The sequence below is a fragment of the Jiella marina genome, from assembly GCF_024359545.1.
In the GTDB taxonomy this organism is placed as follows: Bacteria; Pseudomonadota; Alphaproteobacteria; order Rhizobiales; family Rhizobiaceae; genus Jiella.
The window spans coordinates 196,751-214,714 of record NZ_JAKQZG010000002.1 but is presented as its reverse complement, the minus strand read 5'-3'; the positions used below and the strand labels follow the sequence as shown (position 1 = coordinate 214,714).

The window sequence follows — 17,964 nt, the reverse complement described above, 5'->3', positions numbered from 1 at the left end:
GAGGAGTTTTTGGCGGATCGAGGCAATGTGATCCTGAAGGTCGACGACGTGTCGCTGCGCTTTGGCGGCGTCCGAGCGTTGAGCAACGTGTCGTTCGAGGTGCGAAAGGGCGAACTCTTCTCGCTGATCGGGCCGAACGGCGCCGGCAAGACGTCGATGCTGAACTGCATCTCGGGTCGCTATCGCCCGACGAGCGGCAACATCGCGTGGCAAGGCGGCGATCTTCTGAAACATTCGATCAATGACCGGGCCCATCTCGGCATCGGCCGGACGTTTCAGAACCTTGCCCTGTTCGGGCATATGAGCGTGCTCGACAATATTCTGGTCGGCCGCCACCACCGGCTGAAGAACAACTTTGTCACCGGCATGGCCTACTGGGTCGGCGGGGCGCGGCGCGAAGAGCTCAAGGAGCGGCGCTTCGTCGAGACGATCATCGACTTCCTCGAAATCCAGCATGTGCGCAACGAGCCGGCGGGCATCCTGTCCTACGGCCTGCGCAAGCGGGTGGAACTCGCCCGGGCGATGGCGATCGAGCCCGAACTCATCCTCCTCGACGAGCCGATGGCCGGCATGAACCTGGAAGAAAAGGAGGACATGGCCCGCTTCATCCTCGCCCTGCGCGAGGAGTTCGACATGACGATCATGATGATCGAGCACGACATGGGTGTGGTGATGGACCTGTCCGACCGGGTCGCGGTGCTCGATTTCGGCCGCGTCATCGCTGCCGGAAGTCCTGAAGAGGTGCTGGCCAACGAGCATGTGAAGAAGGCCTATCTCGGGGAGGAGGACGAGATGCTCGACGCGCTCGCTGCCGAGGAAACGGAGGCGATGGCATGACAGGTCGTCGTCTCGAAATCAGCGGCGAGGAGATCGGCTGGCCGGATGCCGCGCCGGAGCTGCAGGAAGCGGCACGGCTGACGACGCTGCCGAAACTCCTTCGCCACAACGCCGAGCGCTTTCCGGGTCTCGTCGCCCAGCGCGAGAAGGAATTCGGCATCTGGGTCAGCTACACATGGGCGGAGGTCGAGGGGCATATCTCGCGCATGGCCGCAGCCTTCGCCGAACTCGGCGTCGGTCCGGGCGACGTCGTCGCGCTGATCGGCGACAACCGGCCGGAATGGGTCTGGGGCGAAGTCGCCGCCCATGCCTGCCGGGCGATGAGCCTCGGCGTTTATCGCGACGCGCTGGAAGAGGAGATCCGCTATCTCGCCGACCATGCCCACCCGAAGGTGATCGTCGCCGAAGACGAGGAGCAGGTCGACAAGCTTCTCAATCTGGGTGACGTCATCCCGAGCGTGAAGGCGATCGTCTACACCGATCCGCGCGGCATGCGGAAATATGACGATCCGCGGCTGATCGCGATCTCGGACCTCGAAGAACGGGGCCGGCGTGCGTTCGAGAAGGATGCCGGCCTCTGGCAGCGCATGGTGGAGGCCACCGACGGCGCCGACGTCGCGATCCTCTGCACCACCTCCGGTACGACCTCGAGCCCCAAGCTCGCCGAATGGACGGGCAACGCCTTCATCGGCCATGCGGCGACCTATCTGAGGGCCGATCCGCGCGGCCAAGACGACGAATATGTTGCCGTCCTCCCGCTCTCTTGGGTCATGGAGCAGATGTATTCGGTGGCGTGGAACTTCCTCGCCCGGATGAAGGTGAACTTCCCCGAGGAAGAGCAGACCATGATGGCCGATCTGCGCGAGATCGGCCCGACCTTCGTGCTCTTGTCGCCCCGCGCCTGGGAAGGGGTCGCGGCCGACATCCGCGCTCGCATCATGGACGCCAAGCCCTGGAAACGCGGCATCTACAATTGGGGCGTCGCCCGCGGCATGGCGGCGATGGAGAAGGGTGGGCGCGACTCCGTCGCCGAATGGGCCCTGTTCCGCCACCTGAGAGACCGGCTGGGCTTTTCCCGGCTGAAATCCGCGGCCACCGGCGGGGCCGCCATGGGACCGGACACGTTCCGCTTCTTCCAGGCGATGGGCCTGCCCCTGAAACAGCTCTACGGCCAGACCGAAGCGCTCGGCGCCCATACGATCCACCAGGCCGGCCATGTCGACTACGAGACGGTCGGTTTTCCGATGCCGGGGGTGACGCTGGCGATCCGCGATCCCGACCCGGAAGGTCTCGGCGAGGTATTGGTGCGCCATCCGCACATGATGAGCGGCTATTATCGCAACGCCGAAGCGTCGAAGGAGAGCTTTTCCGAGGATGGCTGGTTCCAGACCGGCGATGCCGGCTATCTGACCGAGGAGGGCCATCTGGTGGTGATCGACCGGATCAAGGATCTGGCAACGACGTCCCGCGGCGTCCGCTTCTCGCCGCAGTTCATCGAGAACAAGCTGAAATTCTCGACCTATGTCGCCGAGGCCGTGATCCTCGGCAAGGACCGGCCCTATCTCGGCGCGATGATCTGCATCCGCTATCCGATCGTCGCCAAATGGGCCGAGGAGCGGCGGATCTCCTTCACCACCTATTCCGACCTCGCCTCGCGGCCGGAGGTCTATGCGCTGTTGCGCGAGGAGGTGGAGCGGGTCAACGCCACGCTTCCGGCCCAGCAGCGCATCACCAAATTCGTCCTCCTCTACAAGGAACTCGATGCCGACGACGGCGAACTCACCCGCACTAAGAAGGTCCGGCGCGGCGTGATTGCCGAGAAATACGAGGACATCATCGCGCGCATCTATTCCGGCGCGACCCACGTGGACATCGACACGGTCATCCACTTCCAGGACGGCTCGAAGCAGCGGGTGGTCACGACGCTTGCGATCGAGACCCTCGACAACGCACCCGACGCCCCAAAGACGGAGAGCCAGGCGGCATGAACACCTCTCTTCTCATCCAGCTTCTCGTCAACGGCGTCATCGTCGGCATGCTCTACGGCATCGTCGCCATGTGCTTCGTGCTGATCTACAAATCCACGCAGGTGGTGAACTTCGCGCAAGGGGAGTTCGTGGTGCTCGGCGCTTGGGTCTGCCTCGCTCTCGTCGTGAACATGGGCCTGCCCTTCTGGCTGGCCTTCCTGTTCTCGCTAGTCTTCATGATGCTGTTCGGTGTTCTGGTGCAGGTCATTCTCCTGCGCCCGCTGGTCGGCGAACCGGTCATCTCGGTGATCATGGCGACCATCGGCCTGTCGATCTTCATGCAGGCGACGATGAACTGGATCTTCGGCAACAACGCCGTCCGGTTTCCGCAGGTCTTCGATCAGGGCACGGTTTCGATCGCCGGGCTGAACGTCGAGACGGCCTATCTGATGAGCTTCGTCCTGTCGCTCGTCGTCATGGGCCTGTTCTTCTGGTTCTTCCAGTATTCGCGCTGGGGGCTCGCCATGCGGGCCACCGCCTGGAACCAGCAGATCGCCCAGTCGCTGGGCATCTCGGTGGGCCGGGTCTTCGCCATGGCCTGGGCGATCTCGGCCGTCGTCTCCGGCATCGCCGGCGTCGTCATCGGCCTCGTCTCGGCGGTCTCGAACTCGCTCGCCATCATCGGCATCAAGGTGTTTCCGGCGGTCATCGTCGGCGGGCTCGATTCCATCGTCGGCGCGATCATCGGCGGCCTGACCATCGGCATTCTGGAGAACCTCGCCGAATTCGTTGACGGCCAGTACCTCCATGTCGGCAACATGTATTCGGTGGCGCCCTTCTACGTGCTTCTCATCATCCTGATGATCAAACCCTACGGCCTGTTCGGCACGCCCGACATCGAGCGAGTGTAACCCCGTGGCCCACGTTCCCAATCCAAGACCGACCGGTGATTTCCGCTCGACCTACGCCGCCGACCGGACGCTGTTTCGCACCCGCAACGAGACCATGGCGGTTCTGGCTGGCGTCGTTCTGGTGGCGCTCTGCCCGCTGGTCTTCGGCGGCTATGTGCTGTCCCAGCTCATCCTGATCGGCATCTACGGCATCGCCGCGCTGGGGCTGAACGTCCTCACCGGCATGACCGGCCAGATCTCGCTCGGCCATGGCGCTTTCTTCGGCTTCGGGGCCTTCGCTTCGGCCTGGATATCCGGCAACGGCATTCCGGTCCTGATCGCGATCCCGCTCGCCGGGCTGATGACCATGGCCGTCGGCATGATCTTCGGCATTCCCGCCGCGCGGCTGAAGGGGCTGTATCTGGCCATCGCCACGCTCGCCTCGCAATACATCCTGCAGGACTTCTTCGCCCGCGCCGACTGGTTCACCGGCGGCACCTACGGGTCGCTGGCCGAGACCGCGAGCTTCTTCGGCTTCCAGCTGAACAGCGACGCGCGCTATCTCTATCTGGTCCTGTTCTGGGTGGTGGTCGCCTTCGTCGCCGTCGCCAATCTCGCCCGCACGCGGGATGGGCGGGCCCTGGTGGCGGTGCGCGACCATTATCTCTCCGCCGAGATCATGGGCATCAATCTGACGCGCTACCGCATTCTGTCCTTCGGCATCTCGTCCTTCTTCGCCGGCATCGGCGGCGCGCTCTACGGGCATTATCTCGGCTTCGTCTCGGCGGAAGGCTTCACCATCATCCTGTCGATCGAGTTCCTGGCGATGATCATCATCGGCGGGCTCGGCTCGGTCTCGGGATCGCTGCTCGGCGCCGCCTTCATCCTGCTCCTGCCGCAGGCGATGGAGATCTTCGCCAACGGTGTGGCGACCGTCGTCCCGGCGATCGCGCAAGGTACCGCCTACATCAAGCAGATGAGCGTCGGTGCGGCGATCATCCTGTTTCTCGTTCTCGAACCGGAGGGACTCGTCCACCGCTGGCGCATGATGCGTGCGAGCTGGAAGCTGTTTCCGTTCTCGCACTGAGCTTTCGCCGTTTCGCCGGGGAGAGGCGGAACGGCCCGACGGATCGGGGCGGTCTTCGCGGCACCGCCACCCTTTCCGAACCGCCTGAAGACCGCGACAGGGAGGAATCGACAATGCCAAGGCTCGACAGACTGACACTCAACGCCGCACTCGCGGCGACGACCATCATCGCCGGCGCCCCGGCGCTGGCCCAGGACGACAGCGTCCTCGTCGGCCATCTCGCCGACTATACGGGCGCCACGTCCTTCGTCGGCAAGCAGTACGGCCCCGGCGTCGCCGACGCCTTCAAGCAGATCAACGCCGATGGCGGCATCGACGGCACGATGGTCGAGCTCGACACCGTCGACTACGCCTACAAGGTTCCCGAGGCGATCGCCCAGTTCAAGAAATGGGTCGGCAACGACATGGTCGCCCTGCAGGGCTGGGGAACGGCCGACACGGAAGCGCTGATCTCCTTCGTCGCGCGCGAGGAGATCCCGACGATCTCCGGCTCATACTCGGCGCATCTGACCGACCCGCAGGGCAAGAACCCGAACACCAAGGCCCCGGCGCCCTACAATTTCTTCTATGGCCCGTCCTATTCCGACGCTTGCCGCGCGCTGGTGCAGTGGGCTTCCGAGGACGCCAAGGAGAAGGGTGTCGAGAATCCGACCTTCGTCCACACCGGCGACAACCACCCCTATCCGAATGCGCCGAAGGAGGCTTGCGCCTCCTACGCCGAGGAGCTGGGCTTCACCGTCGCCCAGCCGGTCGTCGTGCCGCTCGCGCCGGGCGACTTCAAGGCCCAGTGCCTGACGATCAAGGATTCCGGTGCCCAATACGTCTATATGGGCAATCTCGGCGGTTCGGTCGTCTCGATGATCAAGAGCTGCAACACGGTCGGCGTCGAGGCCACCTATATGGGCAATCCCTGGGCCGGTGACTATCAGACCGTGGAAGCCGCCGAGGCGCAGAACCTGATCTTCCCCTCCTCGACACCCTTCTACGGCGCCGAGGTTCCGGGCATGGAACTGGTCAGGACCATCCTCGAGAATGGCGGCGGCCAGGTCGGCGAGCGGCCGACCCATCACTACATCCGCGGCGTCTGCTCGGCCTATTACATGAAGGAAGCCATGGAATGGGCCAAGGCCAATGGCGGCATCACCGGCAAGAACATCCGTGACGGCATGTACCAGAAGTCCGACTGGGTGCCGGAAGGACTCGAAGGCGTCTGCTCGCCCTCGACCTGGACGCCGGAGGACCATCGCGGCCTTCTGAAGGTGACGATCAATTCCGGCTCCTTCACCGACGGCAAGGCGGTGATCGAGGAAATCGCCGAGATCGACGTGCCGCGCCGCGACGAGTGGCTGGGCCAGTAGGCGTCGGCACGAACGATACCGCCGGCCGGCTCTCTCCATCAGCCGGCCGGCGACCGCGCCTTCAAGCGAAGAGTCGGGATGCGATGACCCTCACTGCCGAAACTGCAAGACCGGCCGGAAAGGCCGCGCGCGACAACCAGCCGCTGCTGGAACTCAACAATGTCGAGGTGGTCTTCAACGACGTGATCCTCGTGCTGCGCGGCATGTCGCTGGTGGCCCGGCGCGGGGAGATCACCGCGCTTCTGGGTGCCAATGGCGCCGGCAAGTCCACCACCTTGAAGGCGATCGCTGGCCTCCTGAAGACCGAGGACGGCGAGATCACCCGCGGCACGGTGACCTATGACGGCGCTGACGTCACCCGAACCCCCGCCGACAGGAAGGTGCGCGACGGGATATTCCTCGTCATGGAAGGCCGCGGCATCGTCCAGGACATGACCATCCGCGACAATCTGCGGCTCGGCGCCTTCTCGCGGCCGGACGCCGATATCGAGGCGGAAATCGCCGAGGTCTACCGCTTCTTTCCGCGGCTGAAGGAGCGCAAGGGGCTTGCCGGCTATCTGTCCGGCGGCGAGCAGCAAATGCTCGCCATCGGCCGCGCGATGATGGCGAAACCCCGAATGATCATGATGGACGAGCCCTCGATGGGCCTGTCCCCGCTTCTGGTGAAGGAAGTCTTCGGCATCATCCGCCGGCTGAATCAGGAACTCGGGATCACCATCCTGCTCGTCGAGCAGAATGCCAATATGGCGCTCAAGGTCGCCGACTACGGCTACATCATCGAAAGCGGCAAGATCGTTCTCGACGGCACCGGTGCCGAACTGGTCGAGAACGAGGACGTCAAGGAATTCTACCTGGGCGGCGGCGAGCGCCGTTCGTTTCGCAACGTCAAGAGCTTCCGCCGTCGCAAGCGCTGGCTCTAGCGGAGGACACCCCATGTCCGATTTCTTCGATACGCTCGAAACTCGCTCGCCCGAGGACCGGGAGGCGAACCTCTTCGAACGTCTGCGCCGGCAACTCGCCCACGCCGCAGAAAACGCCCCCTATTACCGGCGTGCCCTGGCCGGTCTCGACGCGGAGACGATCCGTGATCGTGCGAGCCTCGCGACGCTGCCCCTCCTGCGCAAGTCGGACCTGCCGGCGCTGCAGGCGGACGACCCGCCGCTGGGTGGTCTCGCCACGCGAGAGCCGGGCGGGTTTCGCCGCCTGTTCCTGTCGCCGGGGCCGATCGTCGAACCGGAGGGCGAGGTGGAGCACTGGCGCATGGGCCGGGCACTTCACGCGGCGGGCGTCGGCGCGGGCGATCGCGTGCTCAACGCCTTCGCCTATCATCTGACGCCGGCCGGCATCATGTTCGACCACGCCTGCACGGCGGCCGACGCGGCGGTCTTCCCCGGCGGCGTGGGCAACACCGACCAGCAGGTGGAGGCGATCGAACGGCTTCGCCTGACCGCCTATGTCGGCACGCCGGACTTCCTGAAGACCATCCTAGAACGCGGCGACGCCAAGGGCGCCGACGTCTCCTCCCTCACCAAGGCGCTGGTGACCGGCGGTCCGTTGTTCCCCAATCTGCGGGATTGGTATTCCGGCCGGGGAATCGCGATCCGGCAGTGCTACGCCACTGCCGAGCTCGGCCTGATCGCTTATGAGACGGGCGGCCTGGCCGACGGCATGGTGACGGACGAGGACGCCCTCGTCGAGATCGTGCGCCCCGGCACCGGCAATCCGGTCGAGCCGGGCGAAGTCGGCGAGGTGGTCGTCACCACCTTCAACCCGCTCTATCCGCTGATCCGCTTCGCCACCGGCGACATGTCCGCCTTCATGGCCGGGCCTTCGCCCTGCGGGCGAACGGCGCCCCGGCTGAAGGGCTGGATGGGCCGTGCCGACCAGACCACCAAGGTGCGCGGCATGTTCGTGCATCCCGCCCAGGTGGCGCGGATCGTCAAACTCCACGCCGGCCTCGGCCGGGCCCGCCTTGTGGTGACGGAAGAGGGCGGCCACGACCAGCTCGCCCTGCAGGTGGAGTGCGAAGGCGAGCCCGAGGGCCTCGCCCAAACGCTGGCGGAGGCGCTGCGCGCCGAGTGCCGTGTCAGGGGCGAAGTGGTCTTCGTCGCGCCGGGAAGCCTGCCCAATGACGGCAAGGTGGTGGACGATCAGAGAAAGCTCGACGGCTAGGCGGAGCCGTCTGTCGCGCGGGCCTCCGGCCGAAGAACGGAAATGGTGGCGCGACCTTCGCCGGTATGGCCTCAGGCGGTGGCCGGTGCCGAAGAATTGCGCGGCAATGCGCATGGCTTTATGCGAAAAAACAAAGGGTTAGAGCGTCTGGCCGACCGGAGAGGTCGCGTGGCGGGCGCCACAGGGAGGACGAGGATCATGGATTTCGCGATGTCGGAGGAGCAGGCGCAGATCTTCACGATGGCGCGCGAGTTCGCCGTCGAGAAGATGGCGCCCCACGCGGCTCGCTGGGAGGAGGAGCGGGCACTTCCCCGCGACCTGTTGGAGGAACTCGCCGAACTCTGCATGGCGGCGATCTATGTGCGCGAACCCTATGGCACCGGTCTCGACCGGCTCGACGCCGTCCTGGTCTTCGAGGCCCTGTCCTATGGCGATCCGGCGGTTTCGGCCTTCCTGTCGATCCACAACATGGTCGCCTGGATGATCGATTCCTTCGGCTCGGAGGAGCAGCGCGAGAAATGGCTGCCGAAGCTGGCGAAGATGGACATCGTCGCCAGCTACTGCCTGACCGAGCCCGGCTCGGGCTCAGATGCAGCGGCGCTTCGAACCAGCGCCCGCCCGGACGGCAATGGCTATGTGCTGAACGGCACCAAGAGCTTCATTTCCGGGGCCGGCTTTTCCGATCTCTATCTCGTCATGGCCCGTACCGGTGGCGAGGGAGCGAAGGGCGTCTCGGCCATCCTGGTCGAAGACGGCGCAGAGGGGCTTTCCTTCGGCGCGCCGGAAAAGAAGATGGGCTGGATCGCCCAGCCGACGGCCGAAGTTCGTTTCGAGGATTGCCGGGTTCCGGGCGATGCGCTTCTGGGCGAAGCGGGGCGAGGCTTTTCCTACGCCATGATGGGGCTCGACGGCGGCCGGCTGAACATCGCCGCCTGCGCGCTTGGTGCGGCCCAGGCGGCGCTCGACAAGTCGGTGGACTACATGCGTCAGCGCAAGGCCTTCGGCAAATCGCTCACCGAGTTCCAGGGGCTGCAGTTTCGCCTCGCCGACATGGAGACCGAGCTGCAGGCCGCCCGCATCTTCCTGCGCCAGGCGGCTTGGAAGCTCGACCGCAAGGAACCCGACGCGACCAAGTTCTGCGCCATGGCCAAGCGCTTCGTCACCGATGTCAGCTTCGAGGTCGCGAACATGGCGCTACAGCTTCACGGTGGATACGGCTATCTTGCCGATTACGGCATCGAGAAGATCGTCCGAGACCTGCGCGTCCACCAGATTCTCGAGGGAACGAACGAGATCATGCGGATGATCACCGCCCGGGCGCTTCTGGCAGAGGCGTGAGGGCGGCAGCGCTCCGTCGCAGCAACGCCGCCGGGATTCATCCGCACCGGCCCGTGAAAAAGGGCCGCGACCGGCGGCCGCGACCCTTTTCATGCTCGTGGAGAAGGCTGGATCAGCCCGCGAGCCGGGAAGCGAAGAGCGCGAGCGCCTTCTGATAGACGCCGGCGCGGTTCCAGTCGCGGAGCACCGAGAAGTTCGGCTGACCCTGCTGGTAGCCGGCGCCCGGACGCCAGCCGTGCTGACGCAGGAAATTCGCCGTGGAGGCCAGGACGTCGGCCTTGGAGTTGATCAGGTCGCGGCGGCCATTGCCGTCGCCGTCGACCGCGAAGCGCAGATAGTTCTTGGCGAGGAACTGGGTCTGGCCGATCTCGCCGGCCCAGGCGCCGCGCATCTGGTTCGGGCTCATGTCGCCGCGATCGACGATCGCCAGCGCCGCGAGCAGCTCTTCGGTGAAGAAGGCCGAACGGCGGCAGTCATAGGCGAGAGTCGCCAGAGAATTGAAGACGCTCATATTGCCGGAGTTGCGGCCGAAACCGGTTTCCATGCCCCAGATCGCGACAAGCACTTCCTTCTGGACGCCGTAGCGCCGCTCGATCGCGTTCAGGAGGCCGGCGTTCTGCTGCATGATCCGCTTGCCCTTCGAGACGAAGGAGGCAGGCGCCCGGCGCTGCATGAAGGCCTCGAGCGAGAGGTTCATGGAATGCTGGTTGCGGTCGAGGCTGATGACCTTGCGCGAGTACTGGGTCGGCATCAGCGCCCGCTGGACGGTGCGCTGGGAGATGCCGGCGCGCACGGCTTCCTGCGCCATCTGCTGCTTCCACTGATTGAAGCCGGCAGCGCTGTTGCCGCACTGGGCGGCATTGGCCGGAAGAGCGGCGGTACCAAGGAACAGGGCGGTGAAGGCGCCGAGCGCGGCCCGGGTGAGTTTGCGTCGATGCATCGAATTTCCCCTCGTTTTGAAATGGCGGAGCGGCGGTTCGCCGAAACGGCGATTCGTCAGGCTTTATGGACCGAATGCATTTCGCGTTTTATTAACGAAAGCGGCTCTAGTCGGGCGGCCCGTTGCAGATATGTGACTTTCGCCGATTTATCGGCGTTTCCCTTCGGAAGCTGCGCTCGTCTCCGTACGTGTGATCGCCCCTTTCCCGCAAGGTCGGGGATGCTCGAACTCCCGAATGATCTGCGTGAACTCTTGGTCATCTCTTCGTGATACAAGCGGCGCGCTCGCCTGCTCCTTTGTGCCCAAGACGTCCCCGTGTTCTATCTTCTTCTGAAATTCCTGCATGTCGTCGGCGCGACCGTAATCCTGGGCACGGGGACGGGGATCGCCTTCTTCATGCTGGCCGCGCATCTTTCCCGCGACGTAGCCTTCATCGCGCGCACCGCGTCCGTCGTGGTGCGGGCCGATTTTCTGTTCACGGCGACGGCGGTCGCGCTTCAGCCGGTGACGGGTCTGCTTCTCGCCTGGGAGACCGGAGCTTCGCTCACCGAAGGTTGGCTCGGCCTCGCGCTGGTTCTTTATGCCGTCGCCGGCGCTTTCTGGCTGCCCGTCGTGTTCATCCAGATGCGCATGCGCGATCTGGCAACGGCCGCTGCGTCCTCTGAGGCGATGGTGCTGCCCGCCGCCTATCACCGGCTGTTCCGGATCTGGTTCGTCTTCGGCTTCCCTGGCTTCGGCTCGGTTCTGGCCATCCTCTGGCTGATGATTTCGAGGCCCAGCCTGTGACCCGAGCAGCGTCGGCATCACCCACGATCCTGATCCTGGGCGCGTCCGGCCTGATTGGGGAGTCGGTGGCCGTCTGGCTGAAGGAGCGGGGACATCGTGTCGTCCCGGTCGCCCGGCGTTTCACCGCGGCCCAGCGGGCCCGATTTGGCGAGGCGGCGACCGAGGCTCCTGTCGTGGACCTGTCCGAGGACGCGCTGTGCCGGCTTTTGGGAGACTCGGGCGCCGATATCGTCGTCAACGCGATCGGCGTGCTGCAGGACGGGCCGGGTGGCGGCAATAAGGACGTTCATGCGCGCTTCGTCGACCGGTTGCTGGCGGCGATCAGGCAGCTCGATCGCCCCGCGCTGCTCGTGCAGATCTCCATGCCGGGCAGTCCGGAAGACGATCGCACCGCCTTCAGCCGGACCAAGCGTCAGGCGGAGCGCGCGATCACCGGCTCCGCCCTGCCTCACGTCATCCTCAGGCCGGGCTTCGTGCTCGCCCCGGCTGCCTTCGGCGGCAGCGCCCTCCTGCGCGCCGCGGCGATGCTGCCGATCCGTTTTCCCGAGGAATTGGAAGACCGGCCCTTCCGCGTCGCCGACGTGTTCGACATCGCACGCACCATCGACGTCCTCGCGAAGGACTGGCAGGCGGGACGGCGCGAGCGGGCCGAAAGCTGGGACATCATGGAGTCTGGTGAGACATGTGTCGGCGAGATGATTGATCATCTCGCCGCGCGCCACGGCGGGCCTTCGGGCCGGTTGCGCCTGCCCGCGTTCCTGCTTTCGCTCGGCAGCAGGGCGGGCGACTTCGCGGGGCTTCTCGGCTGGCGCCCGCCCATCCGTTCGACGGCGCTTGCGGAGATGCGTCGCGGCGTCACCGGAGACCCTCGCCCATGGGCCGCGGCGACGGGGATCGATCCGGCCTCCTCGCGCGATCTCGTCAGGGGCCTCTCCGTGAGCGTTCAGGAGCGCTGGTTTGCCCGGCTCTTCCTGCTCAAGGGTCTCATCTTTCCGGTGCTTGCGGTCTTCTGGATCGTATCCGGCTTGATCGCACTCAACGCTTTCGATGCCGCGCGGCAGATCCTGATCGACAGCGGCTTTGCGAAGCCGCTCGCGACCTTCGTCACCCTGGCGTCGAGCCTGATGGACATTGCTGTGGGGGTTCTCGTGGCGTTTCGACGCAGTGCCTTCTGGGGCCTTTGGGCCGGGATCGCGGTTTCGCTGTTCTATATGGGAATGGCGGCGATCCTGACGCCCGCCATGTGGCTCGAACCTCTGGGGGCGTTGGTCAAGACCGGGCCGGCGATCGTCTTGATGCTGGTCGCCTTGGCGATTCTGGATGAACGATGAGCGGCAACCCGAGAGCCTGGCCGGACGACGGCATCATTCTTTACGATGGAATCTGCATTCTTTGCTCTTCGGGAATGCGGTTCGTGGCGCGCCGGGACGCGGCGGGACTCTTCCGCTTCGCGCCTATTCAGTCGGCTTACGGGGGGAGGATGGCGGAGGCGCTTGGCATCGATCCGGCCTCGCCGGAAACCTTCGCCGTGATCATCGACGGCAACACATATTTTCAGTCCGACGCGACGATCGCCGTCCTGGCGCGCCTGCCGCGCTGGCGCTGGGCAGCGGCCCTTGGATGGGTTCCCCGCCCGCTCCGGGACCGGGTCTACCAATGGGTGGCGCGAAACCGGTATCGCCTATTCGGGAAGAAGCAGTCCTGCGATCTGCCGCCCCCGAACCTCGCAGAGCGCATCCTCACCGAGATCTGACCTTCGACCCGGCCGATCTCAGCGGCCGATGGCGCCGCCGATCACCCCGCCGATCAGACCGCCCATGAAGGCCGCTCCGGCCGCGTCGCCCGATCCGCTGCGTCGCTTCTTCACCCGGCCGATGACGCGCGGCTTGGAATGGCGCTTCTTCGTGTAGGAGCGGGTCTTCTTGCGGGTCGTGACCTTCGGAGCGGGTGGCACATAGGCGGCCAGCGCCGCCTGGGTCTGCTGGACGAGAAGATCGTATTGCGGCTGGTTCATGTAGCCGCTGACATGGACACCCCGCGCGCTCTGCCATGCGATGATGGCGTTGCGCGTGTTCGGGCCGAAGATGCCGTCCGGTGTCCCGGAATTGAAGCCGGCGAGATTGAGACGCAGCTGGAGTTCCTTGCGCTTCTGCCGGTCCAGCCCGAGTACGCTTTCCGTGCCGGCGCCCGAGGGCAGGGTGCGGAGCGCCGTATCGACCTTTGGCGTCGCCGGGTTGGCGGCCGCCACGGGATCCTGCCTGGAAACCTGCGCGCCGGTGCTCGGGTCGAGACTGGCGACGACGGCCGCCTGTCCCGCCCCGCGCAGCCGCTCGATATGCTTGCGGGCATTGACGACGTAGAGCCCGTTCGGGAAGGTCTCGACATAGGCCTCGTAATCGGCCCGCAGCCCGGATTCGCGGGCGATGTTGTAGAGGGCCGTCTCCCGCGCGAGGCTGTCGGCATCGTCCGACCCGCCGCTGGTCGCCGCTGCGGCGAGGCCAAGCTCGGGCGCGGCGGGAACGACGCGTGCGGGGCTCGTCGAAACGCTGACGGCGGGCTCCAGACTCGCCAAGCGGTTTTCGGCGTCGGGCTGGCTTTGCGGATTGAGATAGACCTCGCCGGTCAGCGACGCGCTGATCCAGGGGCGCTGCTTGTTCTTTGTTGCTTCGAGAACCTGTCCGGTCACGCGGGACATGACGACCTGGATATCGGTGTCGGGTGCGTCGACCTGGTCGAGAAAGGCCTGGGTGAAGGGCGAATGGTTCGTGCCCTCGCCGTCATAGGCGACCTCGTCCGGGCTCGTCGCGAAGATGATCGCCGTGCCTTCGCTGCCGTCACCGCCAATCTCGATCTTGGCGAGACCGTCGCTCACCTGGGCCGAGCGCGTGCCTCCGCCCATGGAGCGGGCGAGCGAGCGCGAAAGGGGATTGTCGCGGCAGGCATCGAGCACCACGAGCCGGACGCCGACATCGTAACGCATCTGCCGGGTGACGAAATCCATCGGCACGGCGTTGAAGTCGAGATCGGACGGGTCCTCGAACATTGCGTCGACGGGAACGAGATAGTTCCGCCCGTTCACCTGCATGCCGTGACCCGCATAGAAGAACAGGCCGAGATCGGCGTCGCGCACCGAGCGGGCGAACTCCTGAACCTTCGCGTCCATGCCGATCTTGTCGAGATCGTAGCCCTCGATCACCGTGAAGCCGAGCCTCTGCAGCTTGTCGGCCACGGCCCGCGCGTCACGGGAGGGATTGTCGAGCCGGATCGTGTGTTCGTAGGCGCTGTTGCCGACGACGAGCGCGACGCGCTTTTCCGGCGGGGGAGCGGCAATCGCCAAGGTTGTGGTGAAGAGCGAAAGCCCCATGATGGCCAGGCCCACGACAAGCCCGATAGCCGTCCGCACGATCATCGCCTCGATCCTCTCAATAGGCGGTCGACCTCACGAGAGGGCCGCAATCCGGGACGAAGGCTACTGAAAGTCATGGATTGACGCAATCAATAATTGAGTCACATTTCAAATATCGCTTATTACGAGTTGATGGTCGAGGTGATATCGAAGCGGCGTGAAACTACTCCTGGTAGATCATCTTGCGGGTCATGCCGCCATCCACAACTAGGGTCTGGCCGGTGATGAAGCCGGCCTTCTCGCCGTCCAGCAGAAAAGCCGCCGCCTGGCCGATATCGGCCGGTAGGCCGACGCGCCCGACGAGATGCTGGGCATGATCCTCCGGTCGCAATTCCTCGCCGGAAACGTTGATCCAGCCGGGCGCGATGGCGTTGACGCGGACCTCCGGCGACAGGCTGACGGCCAGTGAATGGGCGAGCGCGAAGAGGCCACCCTTGGTCGCGGAATAGGACTCGGTGTTCGCCTCGGACATGAAGGCCCGGGTCGAGGAGATCAGCAGCATCGCACCGCGACTCGCGCGCAAGGCCTTCTCGCCATGCTTGGCGAAGAGGAAGCTCTGGGTGAGGTTGACGTCCATCACCCGCTGCCAGTCTTCAAGGTCGAGTGAGCCCACCGGCACGCGCTTCATGATGCCGGCATTGCAGACGATGCCGTCGATTCCGCCGAAGCGTTCGAGGGCGAGCGAAACCACCCGTTCCACTGTCTCCTCTTGGGAAACGTCACCGGTGAGCGTGACGAGGCGGTCGGTGCGACCCGACAGGCGCTCCAGTCCGACTTCGTCGGTGTCGACGCCGAGCACTTTCGCGCCTTCGGCAATGAGCTGCGTGGCAATGGCATGGCCGATACCCGACGCCGCGCCGGTCACGATATGGGTCTGATTGTCGAGGCTCATGACGATCTCCCGGTTCTTGAAAAAAGGAAGGCCGGCGACCCCTTCGAGATCGCCGGCCCGCATGTCTGGTTATGGGCTGTCTTCGAGCGCTCAGTTGGCGCTGGAGGTCTGCACCGGCTTCACCAGCGGGGTGATCCGGCGAACTGTCACGCGTCGGTTCTCGGCGTTCTGCTCCTGCGTGTCGACCTTCAGATAGGCTTCGCCATAGCCCTGGGTGACGAGGTTCTCCGGCGGAACGTCGAAATACTCGGTCAGCGCCGCCGCGACAGCCTCGGCGCGCTCGTCGGAGAGAGCGAGATTGGCAAGGTCGCTGCCCACCGCATCGGTGTGGCCTTCGATCAGGAAGGTCTCGGCCGGGTTCTTGTCGATAACCTCGTTGATCGCATCGGCGAGGGCCTGAAGGTTGTCGACCTGATCCTGTTCGATCGTGGCGGATCCGAAACCGAAATTGATGGTGTTTAGATCGATGCGGCGCACCTTGTCGCGGATGCGTTCGGAACGACGGACCTCGTCAACCGAATAGATCCGCTCGACCGTCTCGACGGGCGGCGCGACGATCGTGCGGTAGTACAGATCCTCGTCGGGTTCGGAGACATCGACGATATACTCGTCGCGCGGGATCTCGACACGCAGCGGCGGCAGGTCGCGGGCCGGATCGAGATCGTAGGTCGGACGCTCGCTCCGCGCCGCATACGGATCGTAGAACAGCACGATCTCCCGTCCGTCCGGCATTATACGCGAACGCTGGATGATGTCGCCGTAACGGTTCGAGATCGTCACCACCTGGACACCGTTCGGCCGAACGACCGTCTGGCGGGTGCGCCCGCGCGGCAGCCGTTCGTAATATTCATCATCCGCATTCTGGACGAGGCGCCCCTCGTCGTCACCGCGGATGAAATAACCGGCCGCACCGCCAGCGACGGCACCGGCGATACCAGCCCCGACGATCGAAAGAATGTCGCGGTCACCGACCCGGTCGACGATCTCGACACCCGGCGGAAGCTCGGTCGCACCGTCTCTGCGGTCCTCCTCTCCACGGGCCTCGCGGTCACCACGGCGACCGCCTCGCTCGCCGTCTCCCCGGTCGCGGCGCGGGCGCTCGAAACGCTCGCCCTGTTCGGCGGTGACGGACGGAACGGCGACGGGTTCCTCGAGCCGCTGCACACGGGCGTCGCTGGCGCTGACATCATCCGGCGCGACCGCCTCGTTCTGGGTTTCGGCAGGCACCGGTTCCGGCGATTCGCCCGGCCGGTCGGATGTCTCGCCGCTGTCGGCCGAAGCATCGGGCTGCATCCCGAACGGGGCATCGGCCGTCGGATCAGGGGCATCGGCCGCGGCGTCGGCCGGCGCCGGCTCGGCGTCGTCAGGCTGCTGATCCATCGCGTCAGGCGCCTGATCGGCCGATTGCTCACCGTCATCGGTCGGCGCTGTGGCCTCCGCGTCGGGTGCCGGCTGCGGCACGGGGGCATCTTCCGCCCCGGGATTGGGCGTCGGGACCGGCTCGTTGGCCGGTCGCTCGCTCGGCGCCGGCGCATTGTCGGGCTCGGCATCCGCAGGCTCGCCCGTCGCCTCGGAAGGCACGCCAAACGGCATCTCGGCCGGCGGCGCCTCGCTGTCTTCGGCCGGCACGTCCGGCGTGTCCGCAGGGCTGGGTGCCTCTTCGACCGCGGGTGAATCGGGGGCAGGTGCGTCCGCTGCGGGCTGGTCGGCCGGAGCCTGATCGCTCGCTTCGGCCGCCGGCGGAGTCTCTGCGGCCGGGGCGTCTGAAGCATCCGGCTGCGCCTGCGGTTCCGGTGCCGGTTCGGGCTGCGGCTCGGGTTCCGGGGCAGGCTCGGCCTGCTGTGGCTCGGCCTCGGGGGCCCGTTCAGGTGTGGGGGCGGGCTCAGGTTCGGGAGCCTGTTCCGGCGCAGGAGCGGGCTCCGGCGCAGGTTCGGGTGCTGCCTCCTGCTGCACCGGCTCTGGAGCCGGCTCGGGTGCAGGTTCCGGGGCGGGGGATGCCTCCGGTTCGGCTTGCGGCTCCGGTGCCGGTTCGGCCGGTGCGGCGTCGACGGGCGGCAGCTCCTCGTCCTGCTGGGCAAGCCGCAGCGTCGCCGCTGCCGAATTCGGATTGTCCCGGCCAGCGTCCTGGGGAGCGCCCTGTTGCAGGGAAGAGCGAAGCGGCACACCGTCGAGCGGCGCGGCGAGAGGGCCGGACAGCGCGGTCGAGGTGGCGAGTGCGGCAACGCCGAGAAGGCGGCCGGTGCGTCTGATACTGGGCATGAATCGATGACCCCTGGGTTCCGTCCCTTGCA

Annotated in this window: 15 protein-coding genes; 11 read left to right on the top strand and 4 right to left on the bottom strand. The window is 65.7% G+C overall.

Annotated elements, in window-relative coordinates; translation table 11 throughout:
• The first annotated feature begins 9 nt into the window (after positions 1-9).
• The 8 genes from MF134_RS04545 to MF134_RS04510 all read left to right on the top strand — a co-directional run bounded on the left by MF134_RS04545 (position 10) and on the right by MF134_RS04510 (position 9,649).
• Positions 10-837 carry an ABC transporter ATP-binding protein gene (locus tag MF134_RS04545; RefSeq protein ID WP_255338215.1) on the top strand — a complete coding sequence of 276 codons (828 nt, stop codon included), beginning with the start codon at positions 10-12 and terminating at the stop codon, positions 835-837.
• Positions 834-2,825, top strand: coding sequence for an AMP-binding protein (locus MF134_RS04540; RefSeq protein ID WP_255338214.1), 1,992 nt, complete (start codon positions 834-836; stop codon positions 2,823-2,825). The genes MF134_RS04545 and MF134_RS04540 overlap by 4 nt, the downstream gene beginning before the upstream one ends.
• On the top strand, positions 2,822-3,715 hold the full coding sequence (locus tag MF134_RS04535) for a branched-chain amino acid ABC transporter permease (protein WP_255338213.1): 894 nt from the start codon (positions 2,822-2,824) through the stop codon (positions 3,713-3,715). Before MF134_RS04540 ends, MF134_RS04535 begins: the two co-directional genes overlap by 4 nt.
• Positions 3,716-3,719: 4 nt before the next feature.
• On the top strand, positions 3,720-4,781 hold the full coding sequence (locus MF134_RS04530) for a branched-chain amino acid ABC transporter permease (protein WP_255338212.1): 1,062 nt from the start codon (positions 3,720-3,722) through the stop codon (positions 4,779-4,781).
• A gap of 113 nt (positions 4,782-4,894) precedes the next feature.
• Positions 4,895-6,139 (top strand): ABC transporter substrate-binding protein, encoded by a 1,245-nt coding sequence (locus MF134_RS04525; protein WP_255338211.1) that lies wholly within the window; start codon positions 4,895-4,897, stop codon positions 6,137-6,139.
• A gap of 83 nt (positions 6,140-6,222) precedes the next feature.
• Positions 6,223-7,059, top strand: coding sequence for an ABC transporter ATP-binding protein (locus MF134_RS04520; protein ID WP_255338210.1), 837 nt, complete (start codon positions 6,223-6,225; stop codon positions 7,057-7,059).
• A 13-nt stretch (positions 7,060-7,072) separates the two neighbouring features.
• Positions 7,073-8,311 carry a phenylacetate--CoA ligase family protein gene (locus MF134_RS04515; RefSeq protein ID WP_255338209.1) on the top strand — a complete coding sequence of 413 codons (1,239 nt, stop codon included), beginning with the start codon at positions 7,073-7,075 and terminating at the stop codon, positions 8,309-8,311.
• 198 nt (positions 8,312-8,509) lie between these two features.
• Positions 8,510-9,649 (top strand): acyl-CoA dehydrogenase family protein, encoded by a 1,140-nt coding sequence (locus tag MF134_RS04510; RefSeq protein ID WP_255338208.1) that lies wholly within the window; start codon positions 8,510-8,512, stop codon positions 9,647-9,649.
• Positions 9,650-9,761: 112 nt separating this feature from the next.
• Here the strand turns inward: MF134_RS04510 and MF134_RS04505 are convergent, their stop codons facing one another.
• The gene (locus MF134_RS04505) at positions 9,762-10,589 is read right to left on the bottom strand and encodes a lytic murein transglycosylase (protein ID WP_255338207.1); all 828 of its coding nucleotides are present in this window, start codon (positions 10,587-10,589) and stop codon (positions 9,762-9,764) included.
• A 315-nt stretch (positions 10,590-10,904) separates the two neighbouring features.
• On the opposite strand from MF134_RS04505, the gene MF134_RS04500 reads away from it, so the two are divergent.
• Genes MF134_RS04500 through MF134_RS04490 form a run of 3 tightly spaced genes read left to right on the top strand, consistent with a single transcriptional unit; the run spans position 10,905 to position 13,128 of the window.
• Positions 10,905-11,375, top strand: a complete 471-nt coding sequence (locus tag MF134_RS04500; protein ID WP_255338206.1) for a DUF2269 family protein — start codon at positions 10,905-10,907, stop codon at positions 11,373-11,375.
• Positions 11,372-12,706, top strand: coding sequence for an SDR family oxidoreductase (locus tag MF134_RS04495; protein ID WP_255338205.1), 1,335 nt, complete (start codon positions 11,372-11,374; stop codon positions 12,704-12,706). Before MF134_RS04500 ends, MF134_RS04495 begins: the two co-directional genes overlap by 4 nt.
• Positions 12,703-13,128, top strand: coding sequence for a thiol-disulfide oxidoreductase DCC family protein (locus MF134_RS04490; protein ID WP_255338204.1), 426 nt, complete (start codon positions 12,703-12,705; stop codon positions 13,126-13,128). The genes MF134_RS04495 and MF134_RS04490 overlap by 4 nt, the downstream gene beginning before the upstream one ends.
• A gap of 18 nt (positions 13,129-13,146) precedes the next feature.
• Here the strand turns inward: MF134_RS04490 and MF134_RS04485 are convergent, their stop codons facing one another.
• The 3 genes from MF134_RS04485 to MF134_RS04475 all read right to left on the bottom strand — a co-directional run bounded on the left by MF134_RS04485 (position 13,147) and on the right by MF134_RS04475 (position 17,932).
• Complete coding sequence (locus MF134_RS04485; RefSeq protein ID WP_255338203.1) at positions 13,147-14,784, bottom strand: caspase family protein; 1,638 nt, start codon at positions 14,782-14,784, stop codon at positions 13,147-13,149.
• A gap of 160 nt (positions 14,785-14,944) precedes the next feature.
• A complete protein-coding gene (locus MF134_RS04480) occupies positions 14,945-15,673 on the bottom strand; it encodes an SDR family oxidoreductase (RefSeq protein ID WP_255338202.1) in 729 nt (242 codons plus the stop codon).
• Between the two features lie 90 nt (positions 15,674-15,763).
• Entirely contained in the window at positions 15,764-17,932 is a 2,169-nt protein-coding gene (locus MF134_RS04475; RefSeq protein ID WP_255338201.1) for an OmpA family protein, read from the bottom strand.
• Between the last annotated feature and the right edge of the window lie 32 nt (positions 17,933-17,964).

Coding starts and splice junctions, on each gene's coding strand:
- MF134_RS04540 (WP_255338214.1), top strand. CDS start 834: ATGACAGGTCGTCGTCTCGAAATCAGCGGCGAGGAGATCGGCTGGCCG.
- MF134_RS04535 (WP_255338213.1), top strand. CDS start 2,822: ATGAACACCTCTCTTCTCATCCAGCTTCTCGTCAACGGCGTCATCGTC.
- MF134_RS04525 (WP_255338211.1), top strand. CDS start 4,895: ATGCCAAGGCTCGACAGACTGACACTCAACGCCGCACTCGCGGCGACG.
- MF134_RS04520 (WP_255338210.1), top strand. CDS start 6,223: ATGACCCTCACTGCCGAAACTGCAAGACCGGCCGGAAAGGCCGCGCGC.
- MF134_RS04515 (WP_255338209.1), top strand. CDS start 7,073: ATGTCCGATTTCTTCGATACGCTCGAAACTCGCTCGCCCGAGGACCGG.
- MF134_RS04510 (WP_255338208.1), top strand. CDS start 8,510: ATGGATTTCGCGATGTCGGAGGAGCAGGCGCAGATCTTCACGATGGCG.
- MF134_RS04505 (WP_255338207.1), bottom strand. CDS start 10,589: ATGCATCGACGCAAACTCACCCGGGCCGCGCTCGGCGCCTTCACCGCC.
- MF134_RS04490 (WP_255338204.1), top strand. CDS start 12,703: ATGAGCGGCAACCCGAGAGCCTGGCCGGACGACGGCATCATTCTTTAC.
- MF134_RS04485 (WP_255338203.1), bottom strand. CDS start 14,784: ATGATCGTGCGGACGGCTATCGGGCTTGTCGTGGGCCTGGCCATCATG.
- MF134_RS04480 (WP_255338202.1), bottom strand. CDS start 15,673: ATGAGCCTCGACAATCAGACCCATATCGTGACCGGCGCGGCGTCGGGT.
- MF134_RS04475 (WP_255338201.1), bottom strand. CDS start 17,932: ATGCCCAGTATCAGACGCACCGGCCGCCTTCTCGGCGTTGCCGCACTC.